Genomic DNA, 13,408 nt, shown 5'->3' on the forward strand with positions numbered 1-13,408 from the left:
CCGCATGTGGTACTTCACCTGGATACTCGGCGTCCTGCTGGCCTGCAGCTTCGGCATCATCAATGCGCTGTGGCTGGAAACCACCCAGGATCTGGACAGTGACGACGACTGACGCAGCCCTCCTGCGCCACCCCGCCAGCCGCACCCTGTCACTGCTACTGGCAATTCCCCTGGCGCTGGTCCTGCTGATCCATCCCGCCGCCATGCTCGACACCCAGGGCCGCTACAGCCATGGCCTGCTGATGCTGGCGATGCTCGGGGTCAGCGCCGGTTTCGTCCACGGGGTGGGCTTCGACCCACGCAGCCTGCCCTGGCGCTGGGTGTTCGGGCCGCTGTGCGGCTGGGCACTGATGGCGCTGGGCTACGCGCTCCTGCTCAAGGCGCAATTGGGCCTGTAGAACCACGACGGGCTCATTTCAACCCTCGGAGCGCCGCGGCAGGTCATCGACCGTGTCGAACCACGACAGCTGCGACGAACACCATACGTGGCACTGCGGCTCGATCCGCTCTGGCTCGTCCAGGGTGACGATGTTCAGCCCTACCGTTTCACCGTCACGCACGCGGAACTCCATGGGCGTACCGCACTTCACGCAGAAGCGCCGCTCACCGTCTTCACTGGAGCGCCACAGGCCGAGTTCGCCGGCGGTGTAGGCAAACCCCGTCAGCGGAATCACCGCCCACGGAACAGCCGGCGCGGCATTGGCTTTCTGGCAGATGCGGCAGTGGCAATAGCCGGTTTCCTCCGGTTGCGCATCCACGCGATAGCGCACCGCGCCGCAGGCGCAGCCGCCGAACAGGGGCAAAGGCAACATGGCAATCTCCCACAATCAGCAAAGACTCAGAGCCTAGCCAGCATGCCGAAGGTCTGCAGCACCGCGACACCGGTGAAGAGCAACAGGATTTGTCGCTCGGCCAGGGCGCAGGCTTCCTCACGCAATTCCGGTGGACGCTCCAGGTAGTCCAGCGATTGCTGGAACAGCTGCCGGCTGATCAGCCGCGACAACTGGTCCAGTTCGCCCACCTCGACGTCCGGCAGCAGATGGAATTGGCGGATGTCTTCGGCCATGTCCTCGCCGAACTCGTCCATCACCCGCGCCAGCGCTTCGCGCAGCATCGGCGACGGCCCGTGCAGCTCGCGCACGCCAATGATGAAGGCTTGCGGGTTGCGCTCGACAAAATCGAAGAACAGCCGCACCGTCTCCCGGGTTACGCGCTGGCCGCGTTCAAAGTCCAGGCCGAACGGCACGCTGGCCGCGCCTGCCCCCGGCAGGGCGCGTTCGGCTGCCTCGCGGCGCAGGTCGCGCAACGGCTGGCGCAACTGGGTGGCGATGTCACGGATGATCGCCAGGCCCAGGTCATCCACGTCACCGAAGTGCCGATAGAAGGTGTTCGGGTTCAGTCCTGCTTCCCGTGCCAGCTCCCGCAACCCCAGGCTGCTCAGGCTGCGTCGACTGGCCGCCAGGCGCAGCGCGGCATCGATGAGCGCTCGCTTACCCGCCGCTTCCGCCGGCCGTTCTTCCTGTCCGATTTCCATGAGTTTCGTGCCCGACCCCACCGAAGGTTGGTTGTTGCAATGGTATACAGATGTCTACATTCCTATCACGTAGACAGTTGTATACGCCAGCAATAATCATAACAGGAGCGTGGCCATGAGTACGGTTGTGAGAACCCAACCAAAGACTGCCCCCCGACACTGCAAGGTCGCCATCATCGGTACCGGGTTTTCCGGCCTGGGCATGGCGATCCGCCTGAAGCAGGAAGGCGAGAACGATTTCCTGCTGTTCGAAAAGGACGCCGGTGTCGGCGGTACCTGGCGGGTCAACAACTACCCGGGCTGCGCCTGTGACGTGCAATCCCACGTGTACTCCTTCTCCTTCGAGCCGAACCCGGACTGGACGCGCATGTTCGCCCGCCAGCCGGAGATCCGCGCCTACCTGGAGAACTGCTGGAAGAAGTACCGGCTGGAAGACAAGACGCTGCTCAACACCGAGATGGCGCGTTTCGAGTGGAGCGACGAGCAGCAGCTCTGGCACCTGTTCGACGCCGCCGGCAACCACTACACCGCCAAAGCCGTGGTCTCGGGCATGGGCGCCCTGTCGATTCCGTCCATCCCGGCGCTCAAGGGCCTGGAGAACTTCCAGGGTAAGGCCTTCCACTCGCAGCAGTGGGACCATGACTATGACCTCAAGGGCAAGCGCGTGGCGGTGATCGGCACCGGCGCCTCGGCCATCCAGTTCGTCCCGGAAATCCAGCCGCTGGTGGCCAAGCTCGATCTCTACCAGCGCACCGCACCGTGGATCCTGCCCAAGCCGGACCGCGCCATCAGCGAGAAGGAGCGTGCGCGCTTCCGTCACTTCCCGGCGGTACAGAAGCTCTGGCGCGGCGCCCTCTACAGCATGCTCGAAGGCCGTGTGCTGGGCTTCACCTTCGCGCCCTGGGCAATGAAACTGGTGGGCAGGCTGGCCGAGCGCTTCATCCGCCAGCAGGTCAAGGACCCGGACCTGCGCCGCAAGCTGACCCCGGACTACACCATCGGCTGCAAACGCGTGCTCATGTCGCACAACTACTACCCGGCACTGGCCGCCTCCAACGCCTCGGTGATCGTCGACGGCATCCGCGAGATCAGGGCCGGCAGCATCATCACCGCCGACGGTCGCGAGCGGCAGGTGGACGCCATCATCTTCGGTACCGGCTTCACCGCCAACGACCCGATCCCGCGTGGCGTGGTATTCGGCAAGGACGGCGTGGACCTGCTCGATACCTGGCAGAACGGCCCGGAAGCCTACAAGGGCACCATGACCCGCGGCTTCCCCAACCTGTTCTTCCTCATGGGCCCGAACACCGGTCTGGGCCACAACTCCATGGTCTACATGATCGAGTCGCAGATCTCCTACGTGCTGGGCGCCATCAAGCTGATGGACCGCCGCGAGCTGCAGAGCGTGGAGGTCAAGAGTGACGTCCAGGACCAGTGGAACGCCAAGCTGCAGCGCGGCCTCAACCACAGCGTGTGGAACACCGGCGGCTGCAAGAGCTGGTACCTGCACCCGGTGAGCGGGCGCAACTGCACTCTATGGCCGGGCTTCACCTGGCGCTTCCGCGCGCTGACCAGCCAATTCGATCCCAGCGCCTATCATTTGAAATCCAAGCCGCTGTCCAGCCCTGTCGTCCAACCCCAACGCCACGCAGAAGAGGTGCCGGCATGAAGAACTTCGAGAACAAGGTTGCCGCGATCACCGGCGCGGGTTCGGGTATCGGTCGCGCCCTGGCCATCGAACTGGCCTCCCGCGGCTGCCACCTGGCCCTGGCGGACGTGAATGCCGCGGGCCTGGAAGAAACCCGCCAACTGCTCTCCTCCACCGGCGTGCGCGTGTCCCTCGACACCGTGAACGTCGCCGACCGCGAGCAGGTGCATGCCTGGGCCGACAAGGCCGCCCGCGAGCACGGCAAGGTCAACCTGGTGTTCAACAACGCCGGCGTCGCCCACGCCGGCACCGTGGAAGCCAGCGACTATGAAGAGTACGAGTGGATCACCAGCATCAACTTCTGGGGCGTGGTCTACGGCACCAAGGCCTTCCTGCCACACCTGAAGGCATCCGGTGACGGCCACATCGTCAACGTTTCCAGCGTGTTCGGGCTGTTCTCCCAGCCTGGCATGAGCGCCTACAACGCCACCAAGTTCGCCGTACGCGGCTTCACCGAGTCGCTGCGCCAGGAGCTGGACATGGAGCGCGCAGGCGTTTCGGCCAGCTGTGTTCACCCCGGCGGCATCAAGACCAATATCGCCAAGACCGCGCGGATGAACGACAGCATGGTCAAGGTCACCGGGCAGAACACCGAGCAGGCCCGCACCCAGTTCAACGACCAGTTGCTGCGCACTACGCCGCAGAAAGCTGCGCAGGTGATCATTCGCGGCGTAGAGCGTGATGCGCGGCGCATCCTGATCGGCCCGGATGCCCACGCCATCGACGTAATGCTGCGCCTGCTGCCGGTCTGGTACCAGAAGGTGGTCACCGGCAGCATGAAGCTGGCCAAGCGCTTCGCTCCGAAACCCAAGCGCAAGCCAGCCGCCGAGGGCTACGAGGCCAAGTAGCGGGCCAATCTCACGAGTCCCTTTTTCCCTGTCGGACCGGCGCCCATCCCCCTTACCCCCGGATGGACGCCGTTTTTTTTCCGTTGCCAGGACGCCCCGTCATTCGCTTATCGCTGTTTATACTGGCAAGCCGCTGCCAGGGAACAACACCAGGGATGACGACCATGAGCCAGACACTGCCCACCTTCCGCTACCACCCCGAACCGCTTTCCACCGGTAGCGTGGTTGCCTCGGCAGAAACCTGCCTGTGTTGCGGACAAAAGCGCGGCTACGTCTACACCGCCTCGGTGTACACACGACACGACCTGCCGGAAAACTGCCTGTGTCCCTGCTGCATCGCCGACGGCAGCGCTGCAGAGCGTTTCGAGGCCAGCTTCGCCGATGACTACCCGCTGCTGGACGCCGGAGTCCCCGATGCCGTGGTGCGCGAAGTCTGCGAACGCACGCCGGGGTTCGCCTCCTGGCAGCAAGAGCATTGGCTGAACTGCTGCGGCGACGCCTGCGCCTTCCACGGCGACGCCAGGCGGGAGGACATCATCGCCCTCGGCGCCGCCGAACTGGCCGGGCACTTCGCCGACTTCGGCTGGCCGGAAAAAACCTGGCTACAGGTGATCGAGCACTACGAGCCAGCGGGCAACCCGGCGATCTATCACTTCCGCTGCCTGCATTGCGGCAAGACGCACTACGGGATGGACTTCACCTGAGCCCCAGGGCATCTCAAAGCCCCATCTGCTTGGCGATGATTTCGTTCATGATCTCCCGCGTGCCGCCGCCGATGGAGAGAATGCGGTTGTCGCGGTACAGCCGCTCCACCAGGCTCTCGCGCATGTAGCCCATGCCGCCCAGCACCTGCACCGCGTCGTAGGTCACCCGGTCGGCGATGTCGGTGGCGAAGTTCTTGGCCATGGAGATTTCCTTGATCACGCTCTTGCCCACCGCCATCTTCGCCGCCTGCCGATAGGTAAACTCTCGGGACACTTCGACCTGAGTGGCCATTTCCGCCAAGCGATGCTTGAGCACCTGGAACTTACCGATCGGCTTGCCGAACGCCTCGCGCTCGCGGCACCACGCCAGCGCTTCATCCAGGGCGAGCTGAGCAGTCATGTTGGCCATGATCGCCAGCGCCAGGCGCTCGCTCTGGAAGTTCGCCATGATGCAGGCGAAGCCCATGTTCTCGGCGCCGATCAGGTTTTCCGCCGGCACCTTGCAGTCGTCGAAGAACAGTTCGGCGGTGTCCGATGCCCACCAACCCATCTTCTTCAGCTTGCGGCTGACCGTGAAGCCGGGAGTGCCCTTCTCCACCAGCAGCAGGCTGACGCCACCAAAGCCGTCGCCGCCAGTGCGGATGGCCACGGTGTAGTAGTCAGCGCGCTCACCGCTGGTGATGAAGGTCTTGCTGCCGCTCACGCGGTAGTGGTCGCCATCACGCACGGCGCGGGTCTTCAGGCTGGCTACGTCGGAGCCGCCGGACGGCTCGGTGACCGCCAGCGCCATGATCTTCTCGCCAGCCAGCACCTGCGGCGCGATGCGTTCACGCAGCTCCGGGCGGCCCCACTTGATCAAGGGCGGCAGGCCGATATCCAGCGAGCCCAGCCCCGCCACCAGCCCACCGGAGCCGCAGCGCATCAGCTCTTCGCTGGCTGCCACCTTGGCGAACAGATCGCCCTCGTGGCTGCCGCCAAGCGCCTCCGGATAGCCGATGCCAAGGATGCCCGCCTCGCCGGCCTTGCGGTACAGCTCGCGGGGAAACTCCTCGGCCTCCTCCCAGTCAGCGACATGGGGCAGGATTTCCCGCTCGACGAAGCGCCGTACGCTGTCGCGGACCAGGCGGTGGCTGTCATCGAAGTACTCGGTGAACACGGACATGGCAAGGCTCCAGACGGTTTGCGTGAAACTTACCTAGCGCTTGCTTGGTTTACAAGGCGAGACACCCGCCATCGGCTAGGACAGATACGCCGTCCCGAATCGCTCGCGGTAAATCGATGGTGCCACCCCGGCCGCGCCACGAAAGGCGTTGCGGAAGCTTTCCACGGTGCCGAAGCCGCATTGCTCGGCGATTCGCTCGACGCTGTCGGTGCTGCCTTCCAGCAGTTCACGGGCTCGCGCCATACGCTCGTGCTGCAACCACGCCTTGGGCGTCATGCCAGTGGCTTCGCTGAAGCGGCGCAGGAAAGTGCGTTCGCTCATCGCCACGCGGCTGGCCAGTTCGCCCACCGAGATCGATCGGTCCAGACGCTGGCGGGCCCAATCCAGCAGCCCGGCGAGATCGTGCCGGGGCGCCTGGGCCACGGGCGCGGGGATGAACTGCGCCTGGCCGCCGGCGCGTTGCGGCGACATGACCAGCCGGCGGGCCACGTTATTGGCCACCTGTACGCCGAAATCCCGCGCCACCAGATGCAGGCAGGCATCGATGCCCGCTGCACTGCCGGCGGAGGTAATCACCTGTCCGGCATCGACATAGAGCACTTGCGCATCCACTTCGATGCCAGGGAAGCGTTCGGCCAGTTCCTCGGCATAGCGCCAGTGCGTGGTGGCACGCTGGCCGTCGAGCAAACCGGTGGCTGCCAGGACGAAGACGCCCGAGCAGATCGACAGCAGCCGTGCGCCCTGGTCGTGGGCCTTGCGCAGCGCCTGTACCAGCTCAGCGGACGGCGCCTCGGCGCGGTCCCGCCAGCCCGGCACGATGATAGTGCCAGCCGTTTCGAGCGCCTCCAGCCCGCCATCGGCCAGCACGTGAATGCCGCCCATGGCGCGCATCGGTCCGGCGTCGACGGCAACGATGCGGTGGCAGTACCAGGGAAAGTCGAATTCCGGGCGCGGCAGGCCGAAGATCTCAACGGCGATGCCGAACTCGAAGGTGCACAGGCCGTCGTAAGCGAGAACGGCCACTGCGAGGGGATCACGCTGCATTTGGCGGAAAACTTCCGATCACTGTCCAGCCCGCCACTTTAGCCGGCTTTCACGGCTGCATACAGTGGTCCCATCTTCCCCAGGAGCCTTGTCATGCCAAGCCTTGTCAGCCAATTCCCCGCCGCCCTGCCCGCCGACGCCCTTGTCCATTTCAGCCATCGGCTGGCCTTCGAGACCGACTGCTCGGACGTGAACGACGCCCTGCAGAACGGCGAGCAGGATTTCGTCCTGCTCGATGTGCGCAACGCCGCTGCCTTCGCCCGTGGCCATGTACCCGGCGCGCTGAACCTGCCAACACGGGAGATCGACGCACGACGCATGGCGCAGTTTCCGGCGGGTACCCTGTTCGTCGTCTACTGCGCAGGCCCGCACTGCAACGGCGTGCACCGCGCTGCCGCTAAGCTCGCAGCGCTGGGCCTGCCGGTGAAGGAGATGATCGGTGGCGTGACTGGCTGGCTGGACGAGGGGCTGGCGCTGGTTGGCGCAGTGGAGGAATCGCGGTGTGCCGACAGTCATGGCATCAGCTGCGCCTGCTGACCCCGAATGCAACAAGGCCGGAATCTCTCCGGCCTTGTTCGAATCTGTCAGTTGCTGATCGGCCGGCGTCCTGCCAGGGCGTGGGCCAGCGTGCCGCCGTCCACCAGTTCCAGTTCGCCACCCAGCGGCACGCCGTGGGCGATACGCGACAGCACCAGGTCACCGCCGCCCAGCAACTGGGCGATGTAGTGGGCGGTCGCCTCGCCTTCCACCGTGGGGTTGGTGGCGAGAATGATCTCGCTGAAACTGCCGGCCTTGATTCGCGCCTCAAGCTCAGGAATGCCGATGGCTTCCGGGCCCAGGCCATCCAGCGGCGACAGGTGTCCCTTGAGCACGAAGTAGCGGCCGCGATAACCGGTCTGCTCGACGGCAAACACGTCCAGCGGCCCTTCCACCACGCACAGCAGGCTGTCATCGCGGCGCGGGTCGGTGCACTGCGGGCAGAACTCGTCTTCCGACAGCGTACGGCACTGCTTGCAGTGGCCAACGCCTTCCATCGCCTGGGTCAGCGCCTGCGCCAGGCGCAGGCCGCCGCTGCGATCACGCTCCAGCAGCTGCAGCGCCATGCGCTGGGCACTCTTCTGCCCCACTCCGGGCAGGGTGCGCAGGGCGTCGATCAGTTGGCGGATCAGCGGCGTGAAGCTCATGGGGCGGTCTCGAATTTCGGGAGTATTAGAACGAAGGAACGCACGGTTCGCGCTCACATACTTGGCAAGCCGGAAGGCAAGTGCATTCTCTTTTGGAAAACAGGAAACGAAGAAGTCAGCCCATGGGCCGCTCAGGCCCAAGCAGGGCAAGGCGCCGTCGGGTGAGGAAGCGGAGTGTGCTGCAGCACATGAGGATTCCGAACCCGACGGCAACGCCGCCATGCGCCGAGCATGGGCGGCACGATCAAACTCAGAAGGGCATTTTGAAGCCGGGCGGCAATTGCATGCCAGCGGTCATGCCGGACATCTTCTCCTGGTTGTTCTGCTCGATCTTGCGCACGGCATCGTTCACCGCGGCGGCGATCAGGTCCTCGAGGATTTCCTTGTCTTCCTGCATCAGGCTGTCATCCAGGGAGACGCGCTTGACGTCGTGGCGACCGGTCATCACCACGCTCACCAGGCCGGCGCCGGATTGACCGGTCACTTCGGCGTTGGCCAGCTCTTCCTGCATCTTCTGCATCTTTTCCTGCATCTGCTGGGCCTGCTTCATCAGGCCGGCCATGCCACCTTTCATCATGTCGAGTTCCTCGATTCGTTCAGTCGTCGACCCAGGCTCAAGCCTTGGCCTCCAGGGGTTCGATAGTACCGTCGCGGACGACCGCGGCGAACTGTTGCTTCATCTGTAGCACATAAGGGTCGGCGGCGATCGACGCCTCGGCCTGGCGCTGGCGCTCGGCGCGCTTGCGCGCGGCGGCCTGGGCCGGGGTTTCCTGCTCGGGCTTCTGCTGGGTCACCTGAAGGGTCAGCGTGCGGCCGTGGAACTGGTTCAGCGCATCGTTCAGGCGACGCTGCTGGGTCGCGTTGAACAGCGCGCTCTGGCCCGGATCCAGGTGCAGGTGCCAGGTATCGCCCTCGACAGCGACCAGCGTGCAGTTGGCGCCGATGCTGGCGGTCAGGCCGGCCAGGCCCAGGCGCGGGAACAGGTCCAGCCACTCGGCAGCCAGGCCGGTTGCCGGCATGGCAGCTGGCTCGGGTTCGGGCTCGGCCTGCTCCTGCGGCGCCTCGTTTTCGAGGTAGCCGTAGGACTCCATGTCGACTTCGTAGTAGTCCTCGGCGGGCGGCGGCTCGTCATCGCGGTCGTCGTCCTCGGCCGGAACTTCGGCGATCATCGGGGCCGGCTCTTCGACCTTGGGCGCAGGCGCTTCCGCCGGTGCCGGCGTGGCAACTGCAACTGCAGGTGCAGGTGCAGGTGCAGGTGCAGGTGCAGGTGCAGCAGTCTCGACTGGCGCTGGAACCGCGGCAACCGGTGCGGCAGGTTCGTCCCACGGCAGATCGATCGGCGCCTCGGCGACGGCTTGTTCCGGTTCGGCAACCGGCGCCGTCGGCTCGAGTTGCACGGCGGCTTCCGGCTCCACCGGAGCCGGCTCAGGCACAGGCACAGGCACAGGCACAGGCACAGGCACAGGTTGGACAACCGGAGTCGACGCAACGACAGGTTCGGCTTGCGCAGCCGGAGCCGGAGCCGGCTGAGGCGCGGCAACAGCAGGCACAACCGCAGCAACCGGCACTACCGGCACTACCGGCACTACCGGCACTACCGGTGCAGGCGCAACAGCCGGAGCAGCAATGGATGCAACCGGCGCCGCAACGGCGGCGCCGGCCACTGGGTTCTGGTTGGAATCAGCCGTGGCCTTGCTGATCCCCAGGTCCTTTAGTGGTGACCTCGGTGCGCCGTCGGCATCCGCCGGGCGGAACGCCAGCATGCGCAACAGGACCATCTCGAAGCCACCACGGGGATCGGGCGCCAGCGGCAGGTCGCGGCGGCCGATCAGGCCCATCTGGTAGTAGAACTGCACGTCCTCGGCTGGCAAGGCCTGGGCCAGCGCCAGCACACGGTCGCGGTCGCCCTGGCCGTTGTCCACCGCTTCGGGCAGCGCCTGGGCAATGGCCACGCGGTGCAACACGTTGAGTATCTCGGCCAGCACGCCGCCCCAGTCCGGGCCCTGCTCGGCCAAGTGGCGTACCGCCTCCAGCAACGCGCGGGCATCGCCTTCCAGCAGCGCATGAAGCACGCCGTAGACTTGCCCGTGATCCAGGGTGCCGAGCATGGCGCGCACATCGGCGGCCAGCACCTTGCCTTCGCCGAAGGCGATGGCCTGGTCGGTGAGGCTCATGGCGTCACGCATGGAGCCGTCGGCAGCGCGGCCGAGCAGCCACAGCGCATCGTCCTCGAACGGCACGTTCTCGGCACCCAGCACGTGGGTCAGGTGTTCCACCACGCGCTCCGGCGGCATGTTCTTCAGGGAGAACTGCAAGCAGCGCGAGAGGATGGTGACCGGCAGCTTCTGCGGGTCGGTGGTGGCGAGCAGGAACTTCACATGAGGCGGCGGCTCCTCCAGGGTCTTCAACAGGGCGTTGAAGCTGTGGCTGGAGAGCATGTGCACTTCGTCGATCAGGTAGACCTTGTAGCGCCCGCGACTCGGCGAGTACTGCACGTTGTCGAGCAGCTCGCGGGTATCCTCGACCTTGGTGCGGCTGGCGGCGTCGACTTCGATCAGGTCGACGAAACGGCCCTCATCGATCTCGCGGCACACCGAGCACTGTCCGCACGGAGCGGAGCTGACGCCGGTCTCGCAGTTCAGGCACTTGGCCAGGATGCGCGCGATGGTGGTCTTGCCCACGCCGCGGGTCCCGGTGAACAGGTAGGCGTGGTGCAGGCGCTGATTGTCCAGCGCGTTGATCAGGGCCTTGAGCACATGGGTCTGGCCGACCATTTCGCGGAACGAGCGCGGACGCCATTTGCGGGCAAGAACCTGATAACTCATTGAAATCCATCGCGACAGGTGAGCAGAAGTGCGCTAATCCTAGCGAAGCGGACCGTAAATTGCACTCGATGTCCGCACCGGACGTTGTCGCATCTTGGCAAGGGCCGGGCTACACGGCATTGTGTCGTCGTTCTGCCATCAACGGAGCCTTGATGCGCTTCCTCGCCACCGCCCTGCTGCTGACCGCCACCCTCGCCCAGGCCGACGACCGTCCCCTGCGCTTCTCGGTGGTCGACAGCTGGGCGATGCCGCTGGCGCAGATCGAAAATGGCGAACTGACCGGCGGCATCCTGTTCGAGCTGTTCAACGAGACGGCCCACGAGCTTGGACGGACGCCGGCGTTCCACATCGTGCCCCGCGCCCGCATCGAACAGGCGCTGCTCACTCACTCCGTGGACGTGCGCTGCTACGTCTCGCGCACCTGGATCGAGCACGAGTTCAAGGACTACCGCTGGACGGCACCATTGATGCTGCAGCGCGACCTGCTGGTGGTCCGCGACGCCCCTGCGGACAACCTCGAAACCCTCCCCAGCCAGTCCATCGGCACGGTGCTGGGCTACCACTACCCACGCCTGCAGCCGCTTTTGGACAGCCACTGGCTGATCCGCGACGACGCGCGCAACCAGGAGCTGGTGCTGAAGAAGCTGCGCATCGGACGTTATCAATATGCGATCAGCAGCGAGTTCGCGCTGAACTGGTTCAACCGTGATCTGCCCGAGGCGGAGCGCCTGAGAACCGCCAGCGTGATCGAGGAGACCCCGCTGTCATGCATGGTGCTGGACGCGCCCGAAGTCCGCGCCGAGGAGGTGCTCTCGGTGCTGGCAAAGATCAAGGCGTCGGGGAAGATCGAGCAGATCCTGGATCACTACCGCTGAGACGGGCAGCGCTCGACAGGACGCGAGGCGGGCCATTTTCCAGGCCCCGAAATGGAGGCGGCCCCGCCAGCCACACCCCGGCACACAATGTCCCCGCCTTGGCTGCTTCCTTCCGGACCTGACCAGGTAAGCGAGTAATCGTTGCGGGGGGACCGACAGGGCCACCATCGCGAGAGCTCGCCAGTCCGGCGAGCCGCGCCATTGTAGCGGCTTGAGCGCAACTTACAAGTACTTCAAGCACTTAGCGACATCCTTCGGGAAATTCCTGAGGCTAGTCACGTATTCGGCTATTCATTAAGAGAATCTGCCTACGAGACATTAAGAAATTTCTAGTTGCGCCGACGCTTATGGGAGAGCCGTCGATTAATGACGGACCCTGACCGAGCGAGGAATGCCCACATGTCCGCTGCCCTGCGATCCACCACTCTGATTGCGCTGCTCTTCTCCAGCCCGCTGATGGCCTACGACGGCATCATTCGCTTCAGCGGCGCCGTTGTCGAACCGACCTGCCAGGTCGGCCTCAGCGAAGTTACCGCCAGCAGCGCACGGGTGCATCTGAGCGGCTGCAGCCAGACCATGACGATGACGCTGAATGAGCCGCGCGGAGCGCTGCCCAGCGTGAGCTATCGCCTCACCGATACCCAGGGGAGATCACTGGGGCAGGAAATCACCGCCAACGGCGATGCCGAAAGCGTCATCCGCGAAATTGCCGAGGGCGGCATTTCCGCGGACAAGCGCAATGTCGTGCTGGTGGCCGAGTACCTGTAACCGGTCTTACTGCGCCTGCAACAGACCCTCGGGCCGGGGCTGGGTAGAAACTTCCAGGTTCGGCCCGATGAACAGGTCCATCTTGCTGTAGCCCGGACGGGTGCTGAAGGTGGAGTAGCGCTCCGCGCCCTGGTGGAACTGGAAGGCAACGCGATATTCCCCGGAACGCCACAGGCGCAGCGGGAAGGTTCGCGCGTCACCAGGCTTGATCTCGCCCGCGAGGGTTTCCTCGCCGTTTTCCTTGTAGCTGTAGCTGACCGCCGGGCCACCCTGCGCCTCGTAATGCAGGACGATCTGCGGGCGCTCGGTCCAGGCCACGTAAGCCCCGAACAACAGCACCAGTGCCCCTACGCCGAGCAGGCGCTGCTTTCTTGCCTTGTCCATCTCGCTCTCCGTCAACCAATGGAATGGCCCGTCCCGTCCTGCATCGCAACGCAGAGGCCGAACGGGCCTGCCGATCAGTTCAGGCTGTCGACCAGGGCCTTGGCGGGCACCAGGCGCACGGCCTTCTTCGCGGCGATCTCGATGGTCTTGCCGGTCTGCGGGTTGCGGCCGGTACGGGCGGCGCGTTCGCTGACCTTGAGCTTGCCGATACCCGGCAGGGTCAGCTCACCGTCGTTCTCCAGGGCGTCCTGGGCGATCTGCGCCAGTTGCTCGAACACGCCGCGCACGGCGGCCTGGGTCAGGTCGAGGGATTCGGCGATATCGCGAACCAGTTGGTCCTTGGTCATGGGCATGGAATGACTCCTTGATGCG

16 protein-coding genes, 1 other RNA gene and 1 pseudogene are annotated in these 13,408 nt (G+C 65.2%); 8 read left to right on the forward strand and 10 right to left on the reverse strand.

Going from position 1 to position 13,408, the window contains the following annotated elements; translation table 11 throughout:
• Positions 1–4: 4 nt before the first annotated feature.
• Entirely contained in the window at positions 5–112 is a 108-nt protein-coding gene (gene cydX / locus RS899_RS15145; protein ID WP_024763928.1) for a cytochrome bd-I oxidase subunit CydX, read from the forward strand.
• The gene (locus RS899_RS15150; protein ID WP_315807442.1) at positions 99–398 is read left to right on the forward strand and encodes a cyd operon YbgE family protein; all 300 of its coding nucleotides are present in this window, start codon (positions 99–101) and stop codon (positions 396–398) included. The genes cydX and RS899_RS15150 overlap by 14 nt, the downstream gene beginning before the upstream one ends.
• 18 nt (positions 399–416) lie before the next feature.
• Here RS899_RS15150 and RS899_RS15155 read toward each other — a convergent pair whose 3' ends face one another.
• Both RS899_RS15155 and RS899_RS15160 read right to left on the reverse strand, forming a co-directional pair.
• On the reverse strand, positions 417–812 hold the full coding sequence (locus RS899_RS15155) for a GFA family protein (RefSeq protein ID WP_233297876.1): 396 nt from the start codon (positions 810–812) through the stop codon (positions 417–419).
• A 26-nt stretch (positions 813–838) separates the two neighbouring features.
• On the reverse strand, positions 839–1,534 hold the full coding sequence (locus RS899_RS15160; protein WP_315807443.1) for a TetR family transcriptional regulator: 696 nt from the start codon (positions 1,532–1,534) through the stop codon (positions 839–841).
• Between the two features lie 77 nt (positions 1,535–1,611).
• Here RS899_RS15160 and RS899_RS15165 point away from each other — a divergent pair.
• The 3 genes and pseudogenes from RS899_RS15165 to RS899_RS15175 all read left to right on the forward strand — a co-directional run bounded on the left by RS899_RS15165 (position 1,612) and on the right by RS899_RS15175 (position 4,794).
• Positions 1,612–3,203 (forward strand): annotated as a pseudogene (locus tag RS899_RS15165) (flavin-containing monooxygenase).
• Positions 3,200–4,090: an SDR family NAD(P)-dependent oxidoreductase gene (locus RS899_RS15170; RefSeq protein ID WP_315807445.1), complete on the forward strand. Its 891-nt coding sequence runs from the start codon at positions 3,200–3,202 to the stop codon at positions 4,088–4,090. Before RS899_RS15165 ends, RS899_RS15170 begins: the two are co-directional and overlap by 4 nt.
• A gap of 164 nt (positions 4,091–4,254) precedes the next feature.
• Positions 4,255–4,794: a CbrC family protein gene (locus RS899_RS15175; RefSeq protein ID WP_315807446.1), complete on the forward strand. Its 540-nt coding sequence runs from the start codon at positions 4,255–4,257 to the stop codon at positions 4,792–4,794.
• Between the two features lie 13 nt (positions 4,795–4,807).
• Here RS899_RS15175 and RS899_RS15180 read toward each other — a convergent pair whose 3' ends face one another.
• Together RS899_RS15180 and ftrA are read right to left on the reverse strand one after the other, a co-directional pair.
• Complete coding sequence (locus RS899_RS15180) at positions 4,808–5,956, reverse strand: acyl-CoA dehydrogenase family protein (protein WP_315807447.1); 1,149 nt, start codon at positions 5,954–5,956, stop codon at positions 4,808–4,810.
• Positions 5,957–6,031: 75 nt separating this feature from the next.
• Positions 6,032–7,000, reverse strand: coding sequence for a transcriptional regulator FtrA (gene ftrA, locus RS899_RS15185; RefSeq protein WP_315807448.1), 969 nt, complete (start codon positions 6,998–7,000; stop codon positions 6,032–6,034).
• Between the two features lie 93 nt (positions 7,001–7,093).
• Here ftrA and RS899_RS15190 point away from each other — a divergent pair, with 93 nt between their 5' ends.
• The gene (locus RS899_RS15190; RefSeq protein ID WP_315807449.1) at positions 7,094–7,537 is read left to right on the forward strand and encodes a rhodanese-like domain-containing protein; all 444 of its coding nucleotides are present in this window, start codon (positions 7,094–7,096) and stop codon (positions 7,535–7,537) included.
• Positions 7,538–7,584: 47 nt separating this feature from the next.
• Here the strand turns inward: RS899_RS15190 and recR are convergent, their stop codons facing one another.
• From recR to dnaX, 3 genes are all read right to left on the reverse strand, one after another.
• Positions 7,585–8,184 carry a recombination mediator RecR gene (gene recR, locus RS899_RS15195; RefSeq protein ID WP_024763918.1) on the reverse strand — a complete coding sequence of 200 codons (600 nt, stop codon included), beginning with the start codon at positions 8,182–8,184 and terminating at the stop codon, positions 7,585–7,587.
• Between the two features lie 250 nt (positions 8,185–8,434).
• Complete coding sequence (locus RS899_RS15200; RefSeq protein WP_017516839.1) at positions 8,435–8,761, reverse strand: YbaB/EbfC family nucleoid-associated protein; 327 nt, start codon at positions 8,759–8,761, stop codon at positions 8,435–8,437.
• A 37-nt stretch (positions 8,762–8,798) separates the two neighbouring features.
• Positions 8,799–11,009, reverse strand: a complete 2,211-nt coding sequence (gene dnaX / locus RS899_RS15205) for a DNA polymerase III subunit gamma/tau (protein WP_315807450.1) — start codon at positions 11,007–11,009, stop codon at positions 8,799–8,801.
• Between the two features lie 152 nt (positions 11,010–11,161).
• On the opposite strand from dnaX, the gene RS899_RS15210 reads away from it, so the two are divergent.
• Complete coding sequence (locus tag RS899_RS15210) at positions 11,162–11,884, forward strand: substrate-binding periplasmic protein (RefSeq protein WP_054910534.1); 723 nt, start codon at positions 11,162–11,164, stop codon at positions 11,882–11,884.
• Between the two features lie 61 nt (positions 11,885–11,945).
• On the opposite strand, the gene ffs is transcribed toward RS899_RS15210, so the two are convergent.
• Positions 11,946–12,042, reverse strand: an RNA gene (gene ffs, locus RS899_RS15215) — signal recognition particle sRNA small type.
• A gap of 241 nt (positions 12,043–12,283) precedes the next feature.
• Here ffs and RS899_RS15220 point away from each other — a divergent pair.
• Positions 12,284–12,652 (forward strand): hypothetical protein, encoded by a 369-nt coding sequence (locus RS899_RS15220; protein WP_054910405.1) that lies wholly within the window; start codon positions 12,284–12,286, stop codon positions 12,650–12,652.
• 6 nt (positions 12,653–12,658) lie between these two features.
• On the opposite strand, the gene RS899_RS15225 is transcribed toward RS899_RS15220, so the two are convergent.
• The gene (locus RS899_RS15225; protein WP_054910404.1) at positions 12,659–13,036 is read right to left on the reverse strand and encodes a hypothetical protein; all 378 of its coding nucleotides are present in this window, start codon (positions 13,034–13,036) and stop codon (positions 12,659–12,661) included.
• Between the two features lie 74 nt (positions 13,037–13,110).
• Positions 13,111–13,389 carry an HU family DNA-binding protein gene (locus RS899_RS15230; protein ID WP_024763913.1) on the reverse strand — a complete coding sequence of 93 codons (279 nt, stop codon included), beginning with the start codon at positions 13,387–13,389 and terminating at the stop codon, positions 13,111–13,113.
• Between the last annotated feature and the right edge of the window lie 19 nt (positions 13,390–13,408).

Source organism: Pseudomonas sp. C9-3, from assembly GCF_032392015.1.
GTDB lineage: Bacteria > Pseudomonadota > Gammaproteobacteria > Pseudomonadales > Pseudomonadaceae > Pseudomonas > Pseudomonas nitroreducens.

What these genes read in the sequence shown, in the direction of transcription:
- RS899_RS15170 (WP_315807445.1), top strand. Translation starts at nt 3,200, where the DNA reads ATGAAGAACTTCGAGAACAAGGTTGCCGCGATCACCGGCGCGGGTTCG.
- RS899_RS15175 (WP_315807446.1), top strand. Translation starts at nt 4,255, where the DNA reads ATGAGCCAGACACTGCCCACCTTCCGCTACCACCCCGAACCGCTTTCC.
- RS899_RS15180 (WP_315807447.1), bottom strand. Translation starts at nt 5,956, where the DNA reads ATGTCCGTGTTCACCGAGTACTTCGATGACAGCCACCGCCTGGTCCGC.
- RS899_RS15190 (WP_315807449.1), top strand. Translation starts at nt 7,094, where the DNA reads ATGCCAAGCCTTGTCAGCCAATTCCCCGCCGCCCTGCCCGCCGACGCC.
- cydX (WP_024763928.1), top strand. Translation starts at nt 5, where the DNA reads ATGTGGTACTTCACCTGGATACTCGGCGTCCTGCTGGCCTGCAGCTTC.
- recR (WP_024763918.1), bottom strand. Translation starts at nt 8,184, where the DNA reads ATGAGCTTCACGCCGCTGATCCGCCAACTGATCGACGCCCTGCGCACC.
- RS899_RS15210 (WP_054910534.1), top strand. Translation starts at nt 11,162, where the DNA reads ATGCGCTTCCTCGCCACCGCCCTGCTGCTGACCGCCACCCTCGCCCAG.
- RS899_RS15230 (WP_024763913.1), bottom strand. Translation starts at nt 13,389, where the DNA reads ATGCCCATGACCAAGGACCAACTGGTTCGCGATATCGCCGAATCCCTC.
- RS899_RS15225 (WP_054910404.1), bottom strand. Translation starts at nt 13,036, where the DNA reads ATGGACAAGGCAAGAAAGCAGCGCCTGCTCGGCGTAGGGGCACTGGTG.
- RS899_RS15160 (WP_315807443.1), bottom strand. Translation starts at nt 1,534, where the DNA reads ATGGAAATCGGACAGGAAGAACGGCCGGCGGAAGCGGCGGGTAAGCGA.
- RS899_RS15220 (WP_054910405.1), top strand. Translation starts at nt 12,284, where the DNA reads ATGTCCGCTGCCCTGCGATCCACCACTCTGATTGCGCTGCTCTTCTCC.
- dnaX (WP_315807450.1), bottom strand. Translation starts at nt 11,009, where the DNA reads ATGAGTTATCAGGTTCTTGCCCGCAAATGGCGTCCGCGCTCGTTCCGC.
- RS899_RS15200 (WP_017516839.1), bottom strand. Translation starts at nt 8,761, where the DNA reads ATGATGAAAGGTGGCATGGCCGGCCTGATGAAGCAGGCCCAGCAGATG.
- ftrA (WP_315807448.1), bottom strand. Translation starts at nt 7,000, where the DNA reads ATGCAGCGTGATCCCCTCGCAGTGGCCGTTCTCGCTTACGACGGCCTG.
- RS899_RS15155 (WP_233297876.1), bottom strand. Translation starts at nt 812, where the DNA reads ATGTTGCCTTTGCCCCTGTTCGGCGGCTGCGCCTGCGGCGCGGTGCGC.